Origin of the sequence: Xenorhabdus lircayensis, from assembly GCF_016306625.1 — a bacterium.
Taxonomy (GTDB): domain Bacteria; phylum Pseudomonadota; class Gammaproteobacteria; order Enterobacterales; family Enterobacteriaceae; genus Xenorhabdus; species Xenorhabdus lircayensis.
Map to the genome: position 1 here is coordinate 93,698 of NZ_JACOII010000020.1, position 21,593 is coordinate 115,290.

The window sequence follows — 21,593 nt, forward strand, 5'->3', positions numbered from 1 at the left end:
ATGCAACGAGGAAAAATCTGGATCGTTGATGATGATAGTTCTATCCGCTGGGTACTTGAACGGGCGCTAAGTGGTGCAGGAATGGAATGCACCACTTTTGAAAATGCCGATGCGGTGCTGGCTGCACTATCACAGGGCAGCCCTGAAGTTATTCTGTCCGATATCCGCATGCCCGGCTTGGACGGATTAAGCCTGCTCAACCAGATAAAACAGAGCCACCCACAGCTTCCGGTCATCATTATGACCGCCCATTCTGATCTGGATGCCGCTGTCAGTGCTTATCAACACGGTGCGTTCGATTATCTGCCAAAACCCTTCGATATTGATGAAACCGTTGCGCTGGTTGAGCGGGCGCTAAGTCACTATCGCGAACAGCATCAATCTTCCTCCAATCCGCAAGTGCCGGTATCCGTTTCAGACATGATCGGAGAAGCACCAGCCATGCAGGAGGTATACCGGATTATCGGCCGACTTTCCCTCTCCTCCATCAGTGTGTTAATCAATGGGGAATCCGGCACGGGAAAGGAGCTGGTTGCCCATGCCCTGCACCGCCACAGCCCACGTTCTTCAGCGCCATTTATTGCTCTGAATATGGCTGCAATTCCGAAAGATTTGATTGAGTCCGAACTGTTTGGTCATGAGAAAGGTGCTTTTACGGGGGCAAATCAAGTACGCCACGGGCGTTTTGAACAAGCCAATGGCGGCTCGCTGTTTTTGGACGAAATTGGCGATATGCCGCTGGATATCCAAACTCGCTTACTGCGTGTTCTGGCAGAGGGGCAATTCTATCGGGTTGGGGGTTATGCACCAGTGAAGGTTGATGTCCGCATTATTGCAGCTACTCACCAGAAACTTGAACAACGCGTTGCAGAAGGCAAATTTCGGGAAGATCTCTATCATCGCCTGAATGTGATTCGCGTTCAGTTACCCCCTTTGCGGGACAGAGTGGAAGACATTCCTCGTCTAGCGCATCATTTCCTGCAACAAACCGCCAAAGAACTGGGTGTTGAAGCCAAAGTGCTGCATCCTGATACCGAAACTGCCTTGATACGCCTGCCGTGGTCGGGAAATGTCCGCCAATTGGAAAACGTCTGCCGTTGGCTGACCGTGATGGCTGCCAGCAAGGAAGTACTGGTACAGGATCTTCCTGCTGATCTGATTGGAAACCGAACTACAGAACAGGCAAAAATTATCACTCTTTCTCACTCCACCTCACCTGAAAATTGGCCACAATTACTGGCAGACTGGGCACAACATGCCTTAAAAGAGGGGAAAACTGATCTTCTTTCCGATGCCCTCCCATTGCTGGAACGCACTCTGCTTAATTGCGCTCTGGTGTATACCAATGGGCATAAACAGGAAGCCGCCCGCTTGCTAGGCTGGGGCAGAAATACCATAACGCGGAAATTGAAAGAATTGGGGTTGGAGTAAATCGATATATATTATGGATGCTATTTGGCATGGATTCTGTCTACACAGAAAAAGATAAAATCCAACATTGAAAAATAATCAAGAATTAACTTTATATGAAGATAATGACAGTATTTCACTGACATTAAGAGAATATGCAGAAAATAGGTAGCATGGGAAGAAAGCTCATCTTACGAGCCTTCCCATTTCTGACAGCCTCATATCACCCGCGAAAACTGCCTCTGCCGCATCTGATTACGCAGATAGCTATCAAAACACATACAAATATTACGGATCAGCAGACGCCCTTTTGGTGATACGTAAACCTGCGATTCTGTCACTTCAACCAGTCCATCTTCTGCCAATGGCGCCAACAATTGCAGGTCTTCGGCAAAGTAATCAGCGAAGTTCAGCCCATAACGCTGTTCAATATCCACAAAGTTCAGCCGGAAATTACAGATTAGCTCTTTAATCACATCACGGCGAATGCAGTCATCCTGCGTCAGTGCCAAACCACGCCATAACGCATTACCGTGGGCTTCTACTGCTGCATAGTAAGTTTTCAGGTCTTTATGGTTCTGCGCATAGCTGTCCCCCAGCATACTGATGGCTGAGACGCCCATACCGAGTAAATCGCATTCTCCCTGCGTGGTGTATCCCTGAAAATTACGATGCAAAATGCCTTCTCGCTGGGCAACCGCCAATTCATCATCAGGGCGGGCAAAGTGATCCATACCAATAAACTGATAATCATTGCCTGTCAGAGTCGCAATCGTTTCCTGCAAAATATCCAGTTTCTGCGTCACACTTGGTAAGTCTTGCTCTTTAATCTTACGCTGTGCCGCAAACAAATTCGGTAAATGAGCATAGTTGAATACACTCAGGCGATCAGGTGACAACGCCAGCACGCGCTGCAATGTAAAGGTAAAGCTCTCTGCGGTCTGTTTTGGCAGACCATAAATCAGATCAATGCTGGTGGATGTAAAGCCGGTTTCGCGCGCGCGATTAACCAGTTCGAAGATAAAATCCTCGTCCTGTTCGCGATTCACCAAACGCTGTACGTCTTTATTAAAATCCTGCACACCCATACTCAGACGGTTAAATCCTTCATGGCGCAGGTGATCAATCACATCAAGCTCAATTTCACGCGGATCAATTTCAATGGAAAGTTCGGCATCAGGCAGAAAATGGAAATGGCTACGCAACATCGACATCAATCGACTGATCTGTGCCTTATCCAAATAAGTTGGCGTTCCTCCGCCCCAGTGCATTTGGCTAATTTTCCGCTGAGAAAATAATTTCGCTCGGGTAGCAATCTCTTTTTCCAACACATTCAGATAGTCATCTGCCTTGTGCTTTTGGCGAGTGACCAACTTATTGCAGCCGCAGAAATAACACAGCTTATGACAGAACGGGATATGAATGTAGAGGGAAAGAGGGCGCTCGGGATAACGGGAAGCGGCGTGGGTAAAAGCAGCAGCATCGTATTGCTGGTTAAACTCCAATGCCGTTGGATATGAAGTATAACGAGGCCCTGAATAGTTGTATTTTTGGATCAAAGGCAGATCCCAAACAATGGCTTGTTCTGGCATGCTTATTCCTTCCGCTGTTTTCGCCCATCAAAACACAACCTTTTCGTGGAGCTGAAATGTCGTGCCATAATGGTACCGCGCAATCGACGTTTACGTCGCGATAGCCGCCATAGTTTACCCAATAACCACAATAAATAACATACTAATAATGTGGTTATTAGGATGAACCCGCCTTCTACAATCACAACTAATTGATGCAGGGATTACTTACCCTTCAACAACTGCATGATATCTTCCTGTGGTTGTTCTTCTTCGCTGTCACCTTCTTCCAGATTGATACCCAACTCTTCCATCAGGGCATCGATGCGGTCGAGCATATTATCGATATAGGCTTTCTCTTCCTGAGACAGTGTTTCACCCTGTTCAAAACGTGCCAGCAAGTCATCCAGGCGCTCATCATTTTCCAGCATGTTCAGCTCTTCCTGCGGTGACAGACGAGGCGTCTGTTTCTCCACAACTGGTTTAGCCACTGGTTTCGCAGCCACCGTTTTTTCACCGGCGACCAGAGGAACCGGAACTTTACTGCCGATACGCGGATCTTTTTCCTGCTTGGCTCCTGAGCGCTTATTATCTCTGTCATCACCGTTACTACGGCTGCCGGAGGGGTTACCACGCTGTTTTTTCTGACGTTTACGCTCGCGCCCTTCTATATTTAGCTCTGCGCGGCTTTTTCTTTTTTGCTTACCAGCGGAAGACTTCGGCTTCGCTGGTGATTTTTTCTTTAACGGGCTCATGGTTTGTGACTCAACTCGCTTTTATCAAGATATTTTCGGCGGAATCTAACAGAAACTACCTTTAACATCCAATGTCATTCACTTATGGTTTAAAGTTCGGCTATTATCCTAGATAACTTTAATTCAAATAATATGATCATTAACCACCATGCGTTTTTTCAATACTTCTTCTTATCGCATGCCATTGTATCTTTGGGTCACTGGTTATGCTGCTTTATGGGTAATAGCAAGCTACTCTCTCGATCCCACCGTTCCTTATGATGCCGTAGAAGCTTTGAACTGGGGCATCAATGGGGAGTGGGGATCTCCCAAAAACCCGTGGCTAGTGGGCACTATAATGCTACCCGCCATCCATATCAGCAATATTTCTCTTAGTTTTTATTGGTATTTCACCCATTTTGTTGCCATTGCCATCGGTATGCTCGGTGTCTGGCAACTGACTTTCAAGCTAACAGGCAAAGTCACACTGGCTTGGCTTGCCATGTTAACGCTGAACCTGTCCGGTATCATCAATTTTGATATCATTCCTTATAACGATAATTACCTTTTGGTTATGCTCTGGCCGTGGTCGCTGCTGTTTTTCCTGCGCGCCATCGACGATCATCCCAAATGGTGGCTGGCATTCGCACTCACCACAGGGCTGGCAACGATGGGGAAATACTCTTCGCTGGCCATCGTCGGCTCTGTCTTTTTGCTCTCTCTGTTCGTGCCTAAAGTGCGTCGCAACTATCGGGAACCCTTGTTCTATCTCGCCATCGTGGTGTGGTTAGCGCTAGTGTTACCGAACGTCTGGTGGCTAGTGCATAACGACTTCGTTGCGTTTAAGTGGGTAGATTCCCAAATTCAAAAAGGATTCAATCTGCATACCACACGTGCGGCGTTTTCCGTGTTCTATCCGTTGATTATCGTCAGTGTGATTATTTACCTGCTGGGTGGCCGAATTGGCTGGCCAAAACAGCAATCCAACGCGTTGATCAATATCGTTATCCTACTGCCTTTGCTGATTATTTACGGCTGGTTCTCCTTCAATCAGGGCGGACGTATGACTGAGTGGATACAGCCTTTCATGGCCGTTTCGCCCGCCCTGTTAGTGGGATCGATAACGGTCTATCCCAACAAGTCTCTGAAAGGAACATTTCTGGGATTGGCTATATTCGGCGCATTGGTGTTGATCGGCTATACCAGCGTGATGATGGCGAATGTCCGTGATGCAGGGCAAAAATTTGTTGGCATAAAAACCCTTACCAGCCAACTTGATCAACGTTGGAACGAGCTATATCCGACACCTTTGCGCTATGTTGGCGGGAAATATCTGCATGAATGGCTGACGTTCTATAGCCACTATCGTCCAGAAACGATACAGCCTTGGGAATTAGATAATGGGGCGCCACCGAATATCTATAACCGTCATATCAAAGAGAGCGATATCGTAGAGTATGGTGCATTACTGGTGGGGGAACGAGGCAAAAGCTGTGCGGAGGAAGGTTTCCAGCATACTCTTCAGGAATGGCCGGCATTGACGATCAGCCATAAGGAAGAGTTCTCCTTCCAAGCCCAGCCAAGTGCTGAACCAGAAACGGTCTGCATTGGTTTTGTGGCACCTGAAAATATCCAATAATAGATTAACCATCTAATAAAAAGCCTGACAGCAATATTCATTGTCAGGCTTTTTATTACCATATCAATCATGTTTAGTGGGCATCCACCAACACCATTTTCAATACAAACAGTAGCGTCACAACGATAACGCAGGAGCCAATTTCACGCCATTTTCCGGTTCCCAATTTCATGGCACAGTAGGCGATAAAACCCAGCGCAATGCCTTCAGTAATGGAAAAACTAAATGGCATCATGACCGCAGTGATAAATGCGGGTACGGATTCAGTCAGATCGTTCCATTTCACTCGTGTCAGGCTGGAAGTCATCAAAACACCGACATAAACCAGCGCTCCCGCCGTGGCATAGGCAGGAACCATGCTCGCCAGTGGAGAAATAAACATCACCAGCAGGAATAAAATACCGACCACAATCGCCATCAAACCCGTACGACCACCAACAGAAACACCAGCGGAGCTTTCGATATAAGCGGTAACCGAAGAAGTGCCAATGTAAGAACCCGCTACCGAACTGATACTGTCCACATACAACGCTTGTTTCATGCGTGGGAATTTGCCGTTACTGTCCGCGATCCCTGCTTTATCCGTCACGCCAATCAATGTACCGGAAGAGTCAAACAAGTTCACCAGCATGAACGAGAAAATAACACCAGCCAAAGCAATATCCAGTGCGCCTTTCACATCGACATTACCCACCACACTCATCACACTGGGCGGCAGGTCAAAAATACCGTGATATTCCACATATCCCATCATAAAGCTGATGCCTGTTGTCGCCAGGATGGAGATCAATACTGCTGCGTGGAAATTGCGTGCTGCTAAAATGGCAATGATGAAAAAGCCTAATGTTCCCAACAGGACGTTATGAGAAGCAAAATTACCAATTGAGACGATTGTATCGGGATTTGGCACGATAATGCCGGCATTTTTCAGCCCCATCATGGCAATGAACAGGCCGATACCGCTGGTAATTCCCACCCGTAAACTCAATGGAATATTGGCGATCATCCAATAACGGATTTTAAAGATAGTTAAGATCAGCAATCCCACCGCGCCCCAGAAAATCGCTCCCATCGCGACCTGCCATGAAATACCCATCGCACCGACCACAACAAAGGCGAAAAACGCATTCAGCCCCATCGCAGGTGCAACGGCAACAGGCAGATTTGCCATTAATCCCATCAAGATACTGCCCACTGCGGCAATTAAGCAGGTGGTGACAAATACCGCCTTAATATCCATTCCTGCAACCGCCAAAATTTGCGGGTTAACAAAAACGATATAGACCATGGTCAGAAAGGTCGTCACTCCGGCAACCATTTCGGTGCGAACCGTTGTGCCATGTTCCTCTAATTTAAACACGCGCTGAAGCAAGCCCTGACGATTTGCAGAGCCAGAAGTTATTGTGCTCATGTAATGTTGTTTCCCAAAAAACGAAGTTTTCGACCCATCTTACAGGAAACCCATAAAAATCGTTACTGTGGAACAACAAAAAAAGTAAACGTTTGCGGAGCGTATAATCAATAAGTTACATAACAAAATGATTGTTGTGGTTATTCATCAGATGACGCTATTTTATGCGTTATTTCTGCCATTCATCATGTTATGCCACGCCAAAAAACAGTGTAATTCTCTGGGATGTTTAGTGTAATATTCAGTTTAATTACCTTATGATGATTTTCATTTATTTTCTTTTTTTGATTTTTTTCTTCTTGTATCCATTCGTTTCTTACGCTCTATTTCCTTTAAATGAACGCTGTATTGTTTCTTGCTCATTTTCATTATCCTATCGCTATCTTTACTCAATAAAAAATGTGTCATTTTAAAATATTTAATATCAATAACCATATTAAAAAAATGCTGGCTATTCATAATGAATTTTGTTAACAAAGAAAGAGTTATTTAAAGGTATCCCCACTCATTTACTTCGTTCATAACCGTGTTGCACTTATTATGTGAATGCAAGTTGCTTTACTTCTCGTGGTTATAGCATAAGATTTAACCAGAAAATACCGATTAAATTCTAAAAACAGAGACAACCACATAGATATACCCAATAGATTTCAAGTTGCAGCGCGGCGGCAAGGGAGCAAATCCCTAGGAGCATAGATAACTATGTGACTGGGGTGAGTGAGCGTAGCCAACAAAGCAGCAACTTGAAAGATGACGGGTATAAAAACATTTTTCTTCAATAAGAAAAACATCAGACAAGTAAATAAAATAACCTTACAATTTTTAGCTTAATATAAAAAAATTCCCTACCTCTCAGCAGGGAATTAATACAACAGCGAAAATATCTGCCAGGTTTCAGATATTAACTTTGTAGAACCACTTTCAATACTTTTTTACGCCAGAAACTGAAGATCGATATTTTTTCACGTCTCACTGAGAATCGCCGGACAACGTAATTGGCACTCAATTCCAGTGTTAAACACATCACAAAATAAACTAGCGCGACAAATAAAAAGACTTCCATTGGGTAAACCATGCTGCGGTTATTTACTTGGGTCGCCAAAAATGACAATTCCGCGACACCAACGATATACGCCAATGAGGTATCTTTAATTAATGCAATCCATTGATTGATGAATGAAGGCACCATCATGCGTAGTGCCTGTGGTAAAACGATATACCACAGCACTTCCCAGCGATTGAATCCCAGTGATAATCCTGCGCGCCATTGGCCTTCGCCAATGGCCAAAATGCCCGCCTTGACACCATGCGCCAAATAAGCCGAGGTAATCAATGCCAGCGCACAAACCACCGTGGTAATTTCAGGAATTTCCATCCCCAATACCACTGGCAGCAAGAAGTATGTCCAGAAAATCAGCATGATGACCGGAATGGCACGGAAGAACCCCAGTATTGCCGCCAACAGATTGACCCAAAATCCACGCAGCATCGCCAGTGCAATTCCACCTAAGGTGCCCAATACAATGGAAATCACCCCCGCCATGATGCTGATTACCAGCGTCAAGGCCGCTCCTTCCAATGGCCCATCGGGAAAGGTTCCCAATAGCAAATAGCGCCAGTTTTCTGCAATAACGGTAAAGTCCATATCAATACCCCCTCGCCAATGTTCTCTGCTGATGCCACTGTCCCCAACCTTCCATCACGGCGATAATGGCAACGTAAAGCACGGTCGCGACGCCAAATGCCTCAAAAGTTTGCAGGGATTGAGTTTCAACCTGACGAGAAGCATAGGATAGTTCTGCCACCCCAATCGCCATCGTTAATGAGGAGTTTTTGACGATGTTCATGTATTGCCCCAACAGCGGCGGCATGGCTATTTTCAATGCCTGTGGCAGTACAACATGGCGCATGGCCTGCCAGCCCGTTAGGCCTAACGCATGAGCAGCATATTTCTGCCCACGTCCGACACCCTGAATGCCCGCACGTAATTCCTCAGCAACAAAAGGGGCTGAGTAGAGCGTCAGGCCAATAAATCCCGCCAAGAATTCAAAGGATGGCCATTCCAGTGTCAGGCCAAAAAGCATGGACTCATGGGGCGTATTCAGCCACATCATCGCTTCTTGTGGCAGGAGCTGACCAGATGCGAAGTACCAGAAAAACAGTTGAACCAACAGGGGCGTGTTACGAAATACAGTGGTGTAAGCCGTGACTGACCAAAGTAATGGCTTGATTTGGCTGTCCCGCGCAGCAGCAATGACAAAACCCAGTAAGGTAGAGGAAACAATAGCACAGGCAGAGAGCCACAAAGTGAGCAGGAATCCCTGCCAGAGCCATCGCAGATATTCAGGAGCCAGTAAATGCTCGGTAATAAATTGCTCAAACATATTATTCACCACATAAACCAAACAACGAAGCCCCGTGATGACGGGGCTAGTTTAAGCCGTTGTTTTCTAAAAAATGACTAAAGGAGAATTACAGCTTTGCCTGACTCTCTAATGGAGCGAATTTAAAGTCACCACGTGGTTGAGCAGATTTGGTTTCCGGGCCAAACCAGCGGTTGTAGATTTTCTCTGCTTCACCCTCTTTTTCCAGTTTCAGTAAGGTTTGGTTAACCGAATCAATCAGTCTCCCTTCCCCCCTGGAAGCCGCTACCGCCTGATATTCGCGGGTAATGCTGAAGGGAGAAATTTCAAAGTCTGCTTTCTGGGCTTCTGGAACGTTTGCCAGCAAACCAACCAGTTTTGCATCATCTTGCGTGATCGCCTGAACATTGCCATTTCTCAGAGCAGCAAATGCCAGCGGTGTATCGTCATAAGAAATGACTTTTGCTGTTGGATAATGTTCGCGTAGGGTGATTTCCTGCACTGTGCCCTTGTCTGCCCCAATACGCAGTTTGGCGATATCATCCGGGCTAGTCAGAACGCCTTTGCGGGCAATAAATTTCTGCCCCGTAGCAAAATAAGGAATGGAAAAATTGACTTGTTTTGCACGTTCGGCGGTAATCGTGAAGTTAGCGGCGATTAAGTCAATTTTCTTGGAAGAGAGCAGAGGAATGCGGTTTGCTGGGTTCGTTGGACGCAATTCCAATTTTACGCCCAAATCACTGGCAATTGCGTTGGCGATATCCACATCATAGCCTGCCAGCTTTTTCGTTTGAGGATCAATAAAACCAAATGGCGGGTTACTGTCAAATACCGCAATGCGTACCGTACCGGCTTTTTTAATGTCATCAAGTTTATCTGCCTTTGCCACACCAGAGACCAGTGCCAAGCCGGTCAGCAGTGCAGTCACCGCTACGCGAGATTTATTGCGAATTTTCATTGAACACCCCTGTTGGTTATAAATTTTTATATGACCAGCAAAAGCTATCAATTTCGATATAGCACTTGAAATAATATAAAATGCTATATTTATTTCTATATGGAATATATAAAAAAGGAAACGCTGGAGGAAAACACCAGCGTTTCAGATGGTTAAGAGGATTACTCTTTTTTGGTAAGTAGTTTTTCCAACTGATCACCACCAACGTGGCGGAAGTCCTGTCCTTTAACGTAATAGAAGATAAACTCACAAATATTCTGGCAACGATCACCAATTCGCTCAATGGATCGGGCACAGAACAGAGCTGTCATAACATTCGGAATGGTTCTGGGATCTTCCATCATGTAGGTCATTAGCTGACGAACAATGCCTTCGTATTCCTGATCGACTTTTTTATCTTCACGATAAATACGAATGGCTTCTTCCAGATCCATGCGGGCAAAGGCATCCAGCACATCGTGCAACATTTGGATAGTATGGCGCCCCAAAGATTCCAGACTGACCAGCAAGGATTGCTGTTGATGTGAAAATTTCTCAAGCGCGGTCTGGCAGATTTTATTTGCCACATCCCCAATGCGTTCCAATTCAGCAATGGTCTTTGAGATCACCATGATCAGACGCAGGTCACTGGCTGTCGGCTGGCGTTTTGCAATGATGCGGACGCAGGCTTCATCGATCGCTACTTCCATCATGTTGACCTTATGGTCATCTTCAATTACTCGCTGTGCCAGCGCTTCATCCTGATTGTGCATCGCCAGAATTGCTTTACTGAGCTGTTCTTCCACCAGCCCACCCATTGTCATCAATTCCGTGCGAATATGCTCCAGTTCAGCATTGAACTGGCCGGAGATGTGTTTGCTGAGATTCAGATTGTCCATATTATGCTATACCCCATATATGCCCCGTCTATACTCTGTATCAACCGTAGCGGCCAGTGATGTAATCTTCGGTCTGTTTCATTTTAGGTGTGGTGAACAATCTGTCGGTATCGCTGAATTCAATCAGTTCACCAAGATACATAAATGCGGTGTAATCAGAACAACGAGCCGCCTGCTGCATGTTGTGGGTAACAATCACGACGGTATATTCCGATTTCAATTCACTGATCAGCTCTTCAATGCGCCCGGTAGAGATCGGGTCAAGCGCCGAACACGGTTCATCCAGCAACAAAACTTCCGGGCGAATGGCGATACCACGGGCTATGCACAGGCGCTGCTGCTGACCACCGGAAAGACTATATCCACTCTGGTGTAATTTATCTTTGGTTTCATTCCACAGTGCCGCCTTTGTCAGTGCCCACTGGATACGTTCATCCATCTCAGCCCTTGGCAGTTTTTCAAACAGGCGCACCCCGAAAGCAATATTGTCGTAAATTGACATCGGGAATGGTGTCGGTTTCTGGAAGACCATCCCAACTTTAGCACGCAACAGTGCAATATCCTGTTTATCCGTCAGGATATTGGTATCATCCAGAATAATTTCACCTTCTGCCCGCTGTTCACCGTACAGTTCATACATTTTGTTGAAAGTACGCAGCAACGTGGATTTGCCACATCCCGACGGCCCAATGAATGCCGTCACTTTATTCTGTGCAATATCCAGCGTGATGTTTTTCAGCGCGTGAAATTTGCCGTAATAGAAGTTCAGATCACGTACCTGAATTTTGCTTCCTGCAATTTTGCTTACTGCAATGTCATTGGCCTTATTCATCAGTGCTCTCTTTACCTATAAAAATATTAGTGCGTCTTCTTCGCAAACAGCACACGCGCCACAATGTTAATCAGCAATACGCACAGCGTGATCAGTAATACCCCTGCCCATGCCAGTTGCTGCCAATCAGAGAACGGACTCATGGCAAACTTGAAGATGGTGACAGGCAGGTTGGCAATCGGCTGGCTGAGATCCGTGCTCCAAAACTGGTTGGAAAGTGAGGTGAACAGCAGTGGTGCCGTTTCACCTGCAATACGGGCAATCGCGAGCAGCACGCCAGTAATAATGCCTGATATCGACGCCTTCAACGTAATCGCAGAGATCATTTTCCATTTCGGTGTCCCCAGTGCATAAGCCGCTTCACGCAAGTTATCCGGCACCAGTTTCAGCATGTTCTCCGTCGTGCGGATAACAATGGGAACCTGCAACAGTGCCAGTGCAATTACCCCAGCCCAGCCGGAAAAATGTTGCATTTTCGTCACCACCACCGTGTAGACAAACAGCCCGACAACAATCGAAGGTGCCGAAAGCAAGATGTCATTGATGAAGCGGGTCATTTCTGCCAACCATGAGCGACGACCATATTCCGCCAGATAAATCCCCGCCATAATACCCAATGGCGTACCAAACACCGTTGCCCAGAAGATCAGCAATCCACTGCCGACGATGGCGTTTGCCAGACCACCGCCCTCAGTATTGGGGGGTGGCGTCATATCGGTAAACAACGCCAGCGACATACCATCAATGCCTTTAGTGACGGTGGAGATTAAGATCCAGCTCAACCAGAACAAACCGAATGCCATCGTCGCCATGGACAGCATCAGCGCAATGCGGTTTTTCTGGCGACGCCATGACTGCATGCGGCGACGGCTTTTCATATCAACTTCGTTGATTGCACCAACCCGGTGTGGCTGTTGATTACTGATGGTTGTCATCTCAGCGCCCCTCATTTTTTGCCAGACGCATAATCATCAATTTTGACAACGCCAACACAATAAAGGTGATTACAAACAAGATCAGCCCCAGTTCCATCAATGCGGCGGTATGCAGGCCAGATTCCGCCTCGGCAAATTCGTTCGCCAGCGCAGAAGTAATGCTGTTCCCCGGCATGTACAGAGACAAACTATCAAGCTGGTAAGTGTTACCAATAATAAAGGTTACGGCCATCGTTTCTCCCAAGGCTCGACCAAGCCCCAACATCACGCCACCAATCACACCATTCTTGGTATAAGGCAGGACGATACGCCAAATCACTTCCCATGTTGTACAACCGATCCCATAGGCGGACTCTTTCATCATGACGGGAGTTTGCTCAAACACATCACGCATAACAGAAGCGATATAGGGGATAATCATGATGGCGAGAATGACACCCGCCGCCAAAATACCGATACCAAAGGCGGGGCCGGAAAACAGTTCACCCACGATGGGGATACTCGATAACACATCACCGACGGGTTGCTGGAAATAGGTGGCGAACAGCGGAGCAAAAACAAACAACCCCCACATGCCGTAAACAATACTAGGAATCGCCGCCAGCAGTTCAATAGCGACACCCAACGGACGTTTCAACCAGTTCGGCGCCAGCTCGGTCAGAAACAGGGCGATACCAAAGCTCACCGGAACTGCAATAATCAGGGCGATTAATGAGGTCATTAATGTGCCATAAATCGGCACCAGTGCGCCAAACACCCCTGCTGGTGCATCCCAATCTTTGTTCCACAAAAAAGCAAAACCAAATGCCTGTATACTCGGCCAAGAAGCAATGAGCAACGAAACGATAATGCCCCCCAGCAGGAATAAAGTCAGCAGCGCTGCCAGTCTAACCAGAGCGCTGAAAATAATGTCGCCATTTTTGCTTGGTGCTTTCAGTGCCGTTTTACGTTCGGCCATACGCTTAATTCTCATTTTGGGTTATTTCCCCCTCGAAAGGGGGAGGTTTCACAATCGCCGATTCACAACGGTGACAGGCAGACCATCAATATAGCGGTTTGCCACTGCTGTCTTTGATGTTGCTCTTCCATGCTGCACGTACCTGAGTGATCACTTCTTTTGGCAGAACAGCATAATCCAGATCTTTCGCCTGTTTTTTGCCTTTGTCATAAGCCCAATCGAAGAATTTCAGAACTTCGGTGCCATTCGAGGCATTTACCTGCTGTTGGTGGATGAGAATGAATGTTGTGGAGGTAATTGGCCATGCATTATCACCTTTCTGGTGTGTCAGATCCTGAGCAAAGCTGCTGCGCCAATCCACTCCTTTGGCCGCTGCACTGAAGTTCTCTGCCGTAGGTGCTACCACTGCGCCATCCGCTGAAACCAGTTTGGTGTAAGCGAGGTTATTCTGCTTCGCATAGGCGTATTCAACATAGCCAATCGAACCAGGCAGGCGTTGAACAAATGCTGCGATTCCATCATTGCCTTTGCCGCCCAAGCCGGTTGGCCATTTGACGGTAGTCCCCGCCCCAACTTTTTCTTTCCAACTACTGCTAACTTTGGACAAATAGCGGGTGAAGACATAGGAAGTCCCTGAACCATCCGCGCGACGGACCACGGCAATGTTCTGATCCGGTAATTTGAGGTCTGGATTCAATTTTGTAATAGCCGGGTCATTCCATTTCTTGATATTACCCAGATAAATATCACCGAGGGTTTTACCATCCAGAATCAATTGACCAGATTTGATGCCGGCAATGTTCACTGCCAGCACAATACCGCCGATCACTGTCGGAAACTGGAACAGAGCATCTGCGGCCAATTTTTCATCAGAAAGCGGGGCATCAGACGCACCAAAATCAACGGTATTGGCAATAATCTGCTTTACACCACCAGAAGAGCCGATGCCTTGGTAATTAATTTTGTTGCCAGTTTCTTTTTGATAAGAATCCGCCCACTTGGTATATACCGGTGCGGGAAATGTCGCACCTGCCCCCGTCAAGCTGGTGGCAGCAAATGAAGACAGGGATGTCATAGCAAATACAGCAACCATGAAGCTCGCCACGGTGGTACGCATTGGTTTCATACTCCCTCCTGCTGGGATACGTATCATTAATTAAAAACAAGTGTCAGATATCGTCGATAATCAGGTTCTTAGGTTAAGAAATGGATCAATGAGGAAAATAGATGAATTCAATGACAATAAAATGTATGAATTATGACATTTTTATGACAGGTCATTTTCAGGCGCTACTCATTTTGTATTCAATGGGATATATACACGAATGGAGAACCCCCGCTTTTCACTTTCTCCCACCTCAATATATCCCCCATGAAAATCGATGATGCGGCGGATTATTGCCAGTCCCAGCCCTACGCCGCCATTATTGTGAATACGGCGAACCCGCTCTCCCTGTACGAAAGGCCGGAACAGAGTAGCCACTTCTTCTTTCGTCATACCTGCGCCATTATCCTCCACCTGAAACCAGCCAAATTTTTCTGTTGAACCACTGCTGATTCGAATCCACCCATTGCCATAACGCTGGGCATTAGTGAACATATTGACCAGCACGCGTTTGATGGAAAGTGGATTGGCCAAAATGAAAATTGAGCTGGCGGACAAATGATTTTCGATATCTTCTGTACCGTGCTGCCCGGTTTCAATAACCGCTTCAAGCAATCCATTCAATTCACAGCATGCCATCGGCACATCCTGCCCCGCACGCTGATAGTCAATGAACTGATCAATAATGGCGTTGCACTCCTCAATGTCTCGATGGATGGATTCCGTAAGAAACGCTTCTTTTCCCTCCATCATTTCCATCGCCAGACGAATACGAGTCAATGGAGTGCGTAAGTCATGGCTCACACCAGCCACCAATACCGCCCGATCACGTTCCTGTGATTTCAGCCCCTCCGATATCTGGTTAAAAGCGCTAATCATCGAACGCATGGCTGGTGCTCCCACTTCAGGCAGGGGGGCGATCTTTCTTCCTTTTTCCATCTCTATGGCTGCTTTTTGCATAGCTTCCAGTAGGCGTTTCTGGGTATGGAGATACTGCCAAAACGCCACGAACACCGACAATGCAGCCGTAAAAACACTCATGAAGATATAAGGAAATACAACGCTGAGTGAGAGCTTTTCTATCATCACCAGCAACTGGGCGGCCAAATAGCTGACCAGCAGACTACCCAGCAACATCGCCAGCATCAAATACAAGGTATGGGGCAACAAGGCGCGTAGCGAAAGCCAAAGCCTTTTCATACTTTGCTTCCATCGGGAACAAAAACGTATCCCAATCCCCAAACCGTCTGGATATAACGGGGGTGGGCGGGATCTTCTTCAATCATGCGACGCAGGCGAGAAACCTGCACATCAATGGAGCGCTCCATCGCGCCATACTCACGTCCCCGAGCCAAATTCATTAATTTATCCCGTGATAATGGCTCGCGTGGGTGAGAAACCAAAACCTTCAGCACGGAGAATTCTCCACTGGTCAAAGGCAGTGGCTTATCTTGATGGAACATTTCACGGGTTCCGAGATCAAGTTTAAATTTTCCAAACCTAACCACCGCATCATCCGATGCAGGCGCTCCCGGTAGTTCATTAATCTGACGACGCAGGACTGCACGCATACGTGCCAATAACTCACGCGGGTTAAAAGGCTTGGCAAGATAATCATCAGCCCCGATTTCAAGACCAACAATCCGATCAACTTCTTCCCCTTTCGCGGATATCATGATGATCGGGATCGGATTATGCTGGCTTCTCAATCTTCGACAGACAGACAACCCATCCTCGCCTGGCAACATTAAATCCAGGACAATCAATTGAATGGATTCTCTAGTCAATAAGCGATCCATCTGTTCTGCATTCGCTGCGCTACGAACTTGAAACCCCTGCTCGGATAAATAGCGCTCCAATAACGCCCTCAAGCGCATATCATCATCAACAACAAGGATCTTATAACTCTCTTGCATGTTTCAGCTCCCAAGATGCTCCATGCCCGCAATATCCATTACTCTCACAGAAAACCCATAATCCAATAGAGACTAACCGCATGTATTTTAAGGCCATTCACGCCATTAGCAATAATTGCTTATGTTTTGGTTTTCTCTCCCTGTTCTCCTATCTACGTCACTCAATCTCCGTCATTTAATCGCCGTGATTTATGCCAAAGGCTGGTAACTAATTGCCAATATCCAGTAAGTCGCCATGCCGTTAGGGGTCATCACTGTAATTTCATCATCAACCTGCCTGCCAAGTAACGCCCTCGCTACTGGAGAATCAATGGAAATCCACTTCTTGGCAGGATCGAATTCATCCGACCCCACCAGACGAAAAATATGCTCTTCCGCATTTTCATTTTCGACTTTTACCCATGCGCCAAAAAAGACTTTTCCTTCTTGTCGCGGATCAGGGTCGACAATTTGCAGCACATCCAGACGCTTGGACAAAAACCGCACACGACGGTCAATTTCCCTTAATCTTTTTTTACCATAAATGTATTCTGCATTCTCCGAACGATCACCTAATGCGGCCGCATCTGAAACAGCCTGAGTGACTTTGGGACGTTCAACTTTCCAGAGATATTTCAGTTCTTGATCAAGCGCATGCCAACCTTCTCGGGTAATGTAGTTACTCTTGGCCATGAAAAACTCACTTGAGAAAAGATGATTAATGGCGGAGTACTATATCTCAACCCAAAAGATATTCGATGAATTCTGTCGCAACATGACCGAAATATCGCGCTAAACTGGAAATTATCGCTCTCAACACGTATAAATGGAGCCAGTTTGAACCACGCCTATATTATTTCAGATGATATTTGATCCTATCAGGCACTGTCTGATGATGTCCGAGGATATCTACAGGCGCTAAGAAAGTTGAAGAAAACAGACCATGAATGAATCTTTAAGTCGAATCATTGCCGGTGAGCTACAGGCTCAGCCACAGCAAGTCCAAGCCGCCATTACTCTTATTGATGAGGGAAATACCGTTCCCTTTATTGCCCGTTATCGTAAAGAGGCCACCGGTGGTCTGGATGACACGCAGCTCCGCCAGCTCGAAAACCGCCTCGGTTATCTGCGCGAACTGTCCAACCGCCGTCAGACTATTCTGAAATCTATTGAGGAACAGGGGAAGTTAACCGTTGAGCTCGCAGAAGCGATTAACATCACGCTGAGCAAAACCGAACTGGAAGACCTGTACCTGCCATATAAACCTAAACGCCGCACCCGTGGACAGACAGCCATTGAAGCCGGATTGGAGCCTCTGGCCGATCTGCTGTGGCAAGATCCGCAGCAAGAGCCAGAGCTGGCGGCAGCCGCTTATGTCAATGCCGACAAGGGCGTTGCCGATACCAAAGCGGCGCTGGATGGCGCACGTTATATCCTGATGGAGCGTTTCGCCGAAGATGCGGGTCTATTGGCGAAAGTACGCGAATACTTGTGGAAAAATGCCCATTTGGTGTCCAAAGTTGTCGAAGGCAAAGAGGAAGAGGGTGCTAAGTTCAGCGATTATTTCGATTATCACGAAGCCATCACCACGGTTCCCTCTCACCGCGCCCTTGCCATGTTCCGTGGACGCAATGAAGGTATCCTGCAACTGTCTCTGAATGCCGATCCACAATTTGAGGAAGCGCCGAAAGAGAGCTATTGCGAACAAATTATTACCGATCACCTCAACCTGCGCCTGAATAACGCCCCCGCTGACAATTGGCGCAAGGCGGTAGTGAGCTGGACATGGCGCATCAAGGTGCTGTTGCATCTGGAAACCGAACTGATGGGCACACTGCGCGAGAAGGCCGAAGACGAGGCCATCAACGTATTTGCCCGTAACCTGCACGATCTGATGATGGCGGCACCTGCGGGTATGCGTGCAACAATGGGTCTGGATCCAGGCTTGCGTACAGGGGTAAAAGTTGCCGTTGTTGACGCGACAGGTAAACTTATCGCCACCGACACCATTTACCCGCACACTGGGCAGGAAAATAAAGCGGCTGCAAGCGTTGCTGCCCTGTGTACCAAACACCAAGTGGAACTGGTGGCTATTGGTAATGGCACTGCATCCCGTGAAACCGAGCGTTTCTTTGCCAACCTCCAGAAACACTATCCTGATGTCACAGCACAGAAAGTGGTCGTCAGCGAAGCGGGAGCCTCCGTCTATTCCGCTTCTGAACTGGCTGCACTGGAATTCCCTGATCTGGATGTTTCCCTGCGTGGTGCCGTCTCCATCGCCCGCCGTCTGCAAGATCCGTTGGCAGAACTGGTGAAAATCGAACCAAAATCCATCGGTGTTGGTCAATATCAGCATGATGTCAGCCAGACCCAGCTTGCCAAAAAACTGGATACTGTGGTTGAGGACTGCGTAAACGGTGTCGGCGTTGACCTGAACACGGCCTCCGTCGCCCTGCTGACTCGCGTTGCAGGTCTGACCCGAACTGTTGCCCAAAATATCGTTAACTGGCGTGATGAGAACGGTCGCTTCGACAACCGTGACCAATTGCTGAAAGTTAGCCGTTTGGGGCCGAAAGCCTTCCTGCAATGTGCGGGCTTCCTGCGCATTAATCAGGGGGATAATCCGCTGGATGCTTCAACGGTTCACCCAGAAGCCTATCCAGTGGTTGAGAAGATCCTGACAACGATAGTACAAACACTGCCTGAATTGATGGGCAACCCAGCTAACCTGCGTAATTTGAACGCACAGGATTTCACGACGGAAAAATTCGGTATCCCAACCGTCACCGATATACTGAAAGAACTGGAAAAACCAGGCCGCGACCCACGTCCTGAATTTAAGACTGCCACGTTTGCCGATGGCGTTGAGACAATGAAAGATCTACAGGTGGGCATGATTCTGGAAGGTACTGTGACCAACGTGACCAACTTTGGTGCGTTCGTCGATATCGGTGTCCATCAGGATGGCTTGGTACATATCTCCTCCCTGTCCGATCGCTTTGTAGAAAACCCTCATACAGTGGTCAAAACAGGTGATATCGTGAAAGTGAAGGTGATGGATGTTGACCTGAACCGTAAACGCATTGCGCTGACCATGCGTCTTGATGAACAACCTGGCGAAAGGAACTCTCAAGGTGGCAACCGTCAGGAACGCAATGACCACGGTCACAACAGTAACGGCCGCAACGGAAATGACAGAAATAGTAATAGCAGAAACCGCCATAATTCCCGTCCTTCAGGTTCTTCACCTGTGGCTAACAGCGCCATGAGTGATGCACTGGCTGCCGCCTTTGGTAAAAAGCGTTAATCTCAGTTAATCACTTCCTGAACTGGCTCAATGGGGTCAGTTCAGGATGATACCTAATGAGATATACCCAATAGATTTCAAATATCACTAAATATATTTTTATTTAAATAAATTATTACATTGAGAAAATCAAATTTCTCAACCAATCTCTCCCCATGAAAAATCCATAATATTCATAATGATGATTCTATTTATTGCTAACGTTATAAATTTAAACAAGTTATGATGGCTGCCTATTTACATTAATATTTCGTATAATTCATTTCGCAATAAATCTCATCATAATGAGAGGTTATTGGAATAATACAAAAATATAACCAACTAACAAAACCAACATGTTCTACACCCAATAGATTTCAAATAGCCGCTAACCCGGCAGCCATTTGAAAAATAAAAGGTATCAAGAACAAATTCACACTGTTGAGGAAAAATTATGAACAAATACGTCCAAAGCAGTTTTGATTTACTCAGCAATATCCGTTTTTTCAGTCTTTCCACTCATGATCCAGATGCCGATTCAGTCTGGTCATCAACGATGTTTTATATTCCGAAATACAATCCACTGACACTGATCTGGTATTCAAAACAAGATACCCGACATTCACAAGAACTGCACATCAATCCCTGTGTCAGCGGTACCATCTACAGTAGCCGGGTCATGCCTGATTCATCGCTGGACTTGGCAGGGTCTCAATTCGTTGGTCATGCCTGCCAAGTCCCAGACGAGCAATTACAAGAGACATATGATTACTTCTTCCTGAAAACCTATCCTGATGAAAATATCAGAAAGAAGAAAGCTCGTCCTATCAGTGACTATCAAGGCCATGCAATACGCCGTTTCTATGAATTGGAAATTCAAGCATGGTGGGTATACGATTCCGACGCCTGGAGTCAGCATCAAGATGATGATCGCGTTCAGGTTCCGCTGGACGAACTACTTTATCCCCCAAAGGGAAGTGAAAGATAAAAAATCATTGATGAAACTAATGAAAAAATAAAAAATAACAAGCCCTGATAATAAACAGGGCTTGTGACAGCAATAAACTCCACCATCGTCATTCCCTTCATCATTTTGTCCCACTTATCAATTAAAAGTAATTTCTGAGAGTATTAAACAATTATCAGAATTATTTGTTTTCAATAAAATTGCCATTAGTTTGATTAATATCAATTTGTTTCAGTACTATTCCGGGATAAATAACCAGTATTGCAGTTGCATATTATTATCATTAACAATCAGAATTCAGGAGAGTTGCCGTACTTTTTCCTTGTGAATTCCCCTTTATTGAGGATAATAATTCTTATAATCAATTATATTTTCAGTTTTAATGGAGAGTTATATGGTACTTATTCCAGAACACAGATATAAAATTCTGGGATTTTCTCCAGAGATCAGCCCAGCTTACCGGCAAAAATTATTGTCACTCGGCATGCTACCCGGCTCAACATTTCAGGTCATTCGCTTCGCCCCGTTGGGCGATCCAATACAAATCGAAACACGCAGAGTCAACCTTACCCTTCGTAAACAAGATATGGCATTTCTCATGCTGCATGAAGATTTGGGCTAACAAAGCCCGGAGTCAATATGGTTTAGAAC

At 46.4% G+C, this 21,593-nt stretch carries 19 protein-coding genes; 5 read left to right on the forward strand and 14 right to left on the reverse strand.

Annotated elements, in window-relative coordinates:
* On the forward strand, positions 1-1,431 hold the full coding sequence (gene glnG, locus H8A87_RS02925) for a nitrogen regulation protein NR(I) (protein WP_198688506.1): 1,431 nt from the start codon (positions 1-3) through the stop codon (positions 1,429-1,431).
* Between the two features lie 197 nt (positions 1,432-1,628).
* Here glnG and hemN read toward each other — a convergent pair whose 3' ends face one another.
* Both hemN and yihI read right to left on the reverse strand, forming a co-directional pair.
* Positions 1,629-3,002, reverse strand: coding sequence for an oxygen-independent coproporphyrinogen III oxidase (gene hemN / locus H8A87_RS02930; protein WP_198688507.1), 1,374 nt, complete (start codon positions 3,000-3,002; stop codon positions 1,629-1,631).
* A gap of 203 nt (positions 3,003-3,205) precedes the next feature.
* Positions 3,206-3,736: a Der GTPase-activating protein YihI gene (gene yihI, locus H8A87_RS02935; RefSeq protein ID WP_198688508.1), complete on the reverse strand. Its 531-nt coding sequence runs from the start codon at positions 3,734-3,736 to the stop codon at positions 3,206-3,208.
* Between the two features lie 148 nt (positions 3,737-3,884).
* On the opposite strand from yihI, the gene H8A87_RS02940 reads away from it, so the two are divergent.
* Positions 3,885-5,354, forward strand: coding sequence for a glycosyltransferase family 39 protein (locus H8A87_RS02940; protein WP_198688509.1), 1,470 nt, complete (start codon positions 3,885-3,887; stop codon positions 5,352-5,354).
* A 73-nt stretch (positions 5,355-5,427) separates the two neighbouring features.
* On the opposite strand, the gene H8A87_RS02945 is transcribed toward H8A87_RS02940, so the two are convergent.
* The 12 genes from H8A87_RS02945 to greB all read right to left on the reverse strand — a co-directional run bounded on the left by H8A87_RS02945 (position 5,428) and on the right by greB (position 17,382).
* Complete coding sequence (locus H8A87_RS02945) at positions 5,428-6,765, reverse strand: NCS2 family permease (RefSeq protein ID WP_198688510.1); 1,338 nt, start codon at positions 6,763-6,765, stop codon at positions 5,428-5,430.
* Positions 6,766-7,666: 901 nt separating this feature from the next.
* Positions 7,667-8,410 carry an amino acid ABC transporter permease gene (locus H8A87_RS02950; RefSeq protein ID WP_198688511.1) on the reverse strand — a complete coding sequence of 248 codons (744 nt, stop codon included), beginning with the start codon at positions 8,408-8,410 and terminating at the stop codon, positions 7,667-7,669.
* 1 nt (position 8,411) lies between these two features.
* Positions 8,412-9,149, reverse strand: coding sequence for an amino acid ABC transporter permease (locus tag H8A87_RS02955; RefSeq protein ID WP_198688512.1), 738 nt, complete (start codon positions 9,147-9,149; stop codon positions 8,412-8,414).
* Positions 9,150-9,237: 88 nt separating this feature from the next.
* Entirely contained in the window at positions 9,238-10,086 is an 849-nt protein-coding gene (locus H8A87_RS02960) for an ABC transporter substrate-binding protein (RefSeq protein ID WP_198688513.1), read from the reverse strand.
* A 161-nt stretch (positions 10,087-10,247) separates the two neighbouring features.
* Complete coding sequence (gene phoU / locus H8A87_RS02965) at positions 10,248-10,964, reverse strand: phosphate signaling complex protein PhoU (protein WP_198688514.1); 717 nt, start codon at positions 10,962-10,964, stop codon at positions 10,248-10,250.
* A gap of 40 nt (positions 10,965-11,004) precedes the next feature.
* Positions 11,005-11,796, reverse strand: a complete 792-nt coding sequence (gene pstB / locus H8A87_RS02970; protein ID WP_198688515.1) for a phosphate ABC transporter ATP-binding protein PstB — start codon at positions 11,794-11,796, stop codon at positions 11,005-11,007.
* A gap of 26 nt (positions 11,797-11,822) precedes the next feature.
* Entirely contained in the window at positions 11,823-12,731 is a 909-nt protein-coding gene (gene pstA, locus H8A87_RS02975) for a phosphate ABC transporter permease PstA (protein WP_198688516.1), read from the reverse strand.
* 1 nt (position 12,732) lies between these two features.
* The gene (gene pstC, locus H8A87_RS02980; RefSeq protein WP_198688616.1) at positions 12,733-13,689 is read right to left on the reverse strand and encodes a phosphate ABC transporter permease PstC; all 957 of its coding nucleotides are present in this window, start codon (positions 13,687-13,689) and stop codon (positions 12,733-12,735) included.
* An 85-nt stretch (positions 13,690-13,774) separates the two neighbouring features.
* Entirely contained in the window at positions 13,775-14,815 is a 1,041-nt protein-coding gene (gene pstS / locus H8A87_RS02985; RefSeq protein ID WP_198688517.1) for a phosphate ABC transporter substrate-binding protein PstS, read from the reverse strand.
* A 168-nt stretch (positions 14,816-14,983) separates the two neighbouring features.
* Positions 14,984-15,994 carry an ATP-binding protein gene (locus tag H8A87_RS02990; protein ID WP_198688518.1) on the reverse strand — a complete coding sequence of 337 codons (1,011 nt, stop codon included), beginning with the start codon at positions 15,992-15,994 and terminating at the stop codon, positions 14,984-14,986.
* Positions 15,991-16,710, reverse strand: a complete 720-nt coding sequence (ompR, locus tag H8A87_RS02995; RefSeq protein ID WP_198688519.1) for an osmolarity response regulator transcription factor OmpR — start codon at positions 16,708-16,710, stop codon at positions 15,991-15,993. Before ompR ends, H8A87_RS02990 begins: the two co-directional genes overlap by 4 nt.
* Before the next feature lie 189 nt (positions 16,711-16,899).
* Entirely contained in the window at positions 16,900-17,382 is a 483-nt protein-coding gene (greB, locus tag H8A87_RS03000; protein ID WP_198688520.1) for a transcription elongation factor GreB, read from the reverse strand.
* A gap of 250 nt (positions 17,383-17,632) precedes the next feature.
* Here greB and H8A87_RS03005 point away from each other — a divergent pair, with 250 nt between their 5' ends.
* The 3 genes from H8A87_RS03005 to feoA all read left to right on the forward strand — a co-directional run bounded on the left by H8A87_RS03005 (position 17,633) and on the right by feoA (position 21,564).
* Entirely contained in the window at positions 17,633-19,996 is a 2,364-nt protein-coding gene (locus H8A87_RS03005; protein WP_198688521.1) for a Tex family protein, read from the forward strand.
* A gap of 433 nt (positions 19,997-20,429) precedes the next feature.
* Positions 20,430-20,963 carry a pyridoxamine 5'-phosphate oxidase family protein gene (locus H8A87_RS03010; protein WP_198688522.1) on the forward strand — a complete coding sequence of 178 codons (534 nt, stop codon included), beginning with the start codon at positions 20,430-20,432 and terminating at the stop codon, positions 20,961-20,963.
* A gap of 373 nt (positions 20,964-21,336) precedes the next feature.
* Complete coding sequence (gene feoA, locus H8A87_RS03015) at positions 21,337-21,564, forward strand: ferrous iron transporter A (RefSeq protein ID WP_198688523.1); 228 nt, start codon at positions 21,337-21,339, stop codon at positions 21,562-21,564.
* The last annotated feature ends 29 nt before the right edge of the window (positions 21,565-21,593 follow it).

Excerpts from the sequence above, each read along its gene's own strand:
- glnG (WP_198688506.1), top strand. The coding sequence starts at position 1 with ATGCAACGAGGAAAAATCTGGATCGTTGATGATGATAGTTCTATCCGC.
- hemN (WP_198688507.1), bottom strand. The coding sequence starts at position 3,002 with ATGCCAGAACAAGCCATTGTTTGGGATCTGCCTTTGATCCAAAAATAC.
- yihI (WP_198688508.1), bottom strand. The coding sequence starts at position 3,736 with ATGAGCCCGTTAAAGAAAAAATCACCAGCGAAGCCGAAGTCTTCCGCT.
- H8A87_RS02940 (WP_198688509.1), top strand. The coding sequence starts at position 3,885 with ATGCGTTTTTTCAATACTTCTTCTTATCGCATGCCATTGTATCTTTGG.
- H8A87_RS02945 (WP_198688510.1), bottom strand. The coding sequence starts at position 6,765 with ATGAGCACAATAACTTCTGGCTCTGCAAATCGTCAGGGCTTGCTTCAG.
- H8A87_RS02950 (WP_198688511.1), bottom strand. The coding sequence starts at position 8,410 with ATGGACTTTACCGTTATTGCAGAAAACTGGCGCTATTTGCTATTGGGA.
- H8A87_RS02955 (WP_198688512.1), bottom strand. The coding sequence starts at position 9,149 with ATGTTTGAGCAATTTATTACCGAGCATTTACTGGCTCCTGAATATCTG.
- H8A87_RS02960 (WP_198688513.1), bottom strand. The coding sequence starts at position 10,086 with ATGAAAATTCGCAATAAATCTCGCGTAGCGGTGACTGCACTGCTGACC.
- phoU (WP_198688514.1), bottom strand. The coding sequence starts at position 10,964 with ATGGACAATCTGAATCTCAGCAAACACATCTCCGGCCAGTTCAATGCT.
- pstB (WP_198688515.1), bottom strand. The coding sequence starts at position 11,796 with ATGAATAAGGCCAATGACATTGCAGTAAGCAAAATTGCAGGAAGCAAA.
- pstA (WP_198688516.1), bottom strand. The coding sequence starts at position 12,731 with ATGACAACCATCAGTAATCAACAGCCACACCGGGTTGGTGCAATCAAC.
- pstC (WP_198688616.1), bottom strand. The coding sequence starts at position 13,689 with ATGGCCGAACGTAAAACGGCACTGAAAGCACCAAGCAAAAATGGCGAC.
- pstS (WP_198688517.1), bottom strand. The coding sequence starts at position 14,815 with ATGAAACCAATGCGTACCACCGTGGCGAGCTTCATGGTTGCTGTATTT.
- H8A87_RS02990 (WP_198688518.1), bottom strand. The coding sequence starts at position 15,994 with ATGAAAAGGCTTTGGCTTTCGCTACGCGCCTTGTTGCCCCATACCTTG.
- ompR (WP_198688519.1), bottom strand. The coding sequence starts at position 16,710 with ATGCAAGAGAGTTATAAGATCCTTGTTGTTGATGATGATATGCGCTTG.
- greB (WP_198688520.1), bottom strand. The coding sequence starts at position 17,382 with ATGGCCAAGAGTAACTACATTACCCGAGAAGGTTGGCATGCGCTTGAT.
- H8A87_RS03005 (WP_198688521.1), top strand. The coding sequence starts at position 17,633 with ATGAATGAATCTTTAAGTCGAATCATTGCCGGTGAGCTACAGGCTCAG.
- H8A87_RS03010 (WP_198688522.1), top strand. The coding sequence starts at position 20,430 with ATGAACAAATACGTCCAAAGCAGTTTTGATTTACTCAGCAATATCCGT.
- feoA (WP_198688523.1), top strand. The coding sequence starts at position 21,337 with ATGGTACTTATTCCAGAACACAGATATAAAATTCTGGGATTTTCTCCA.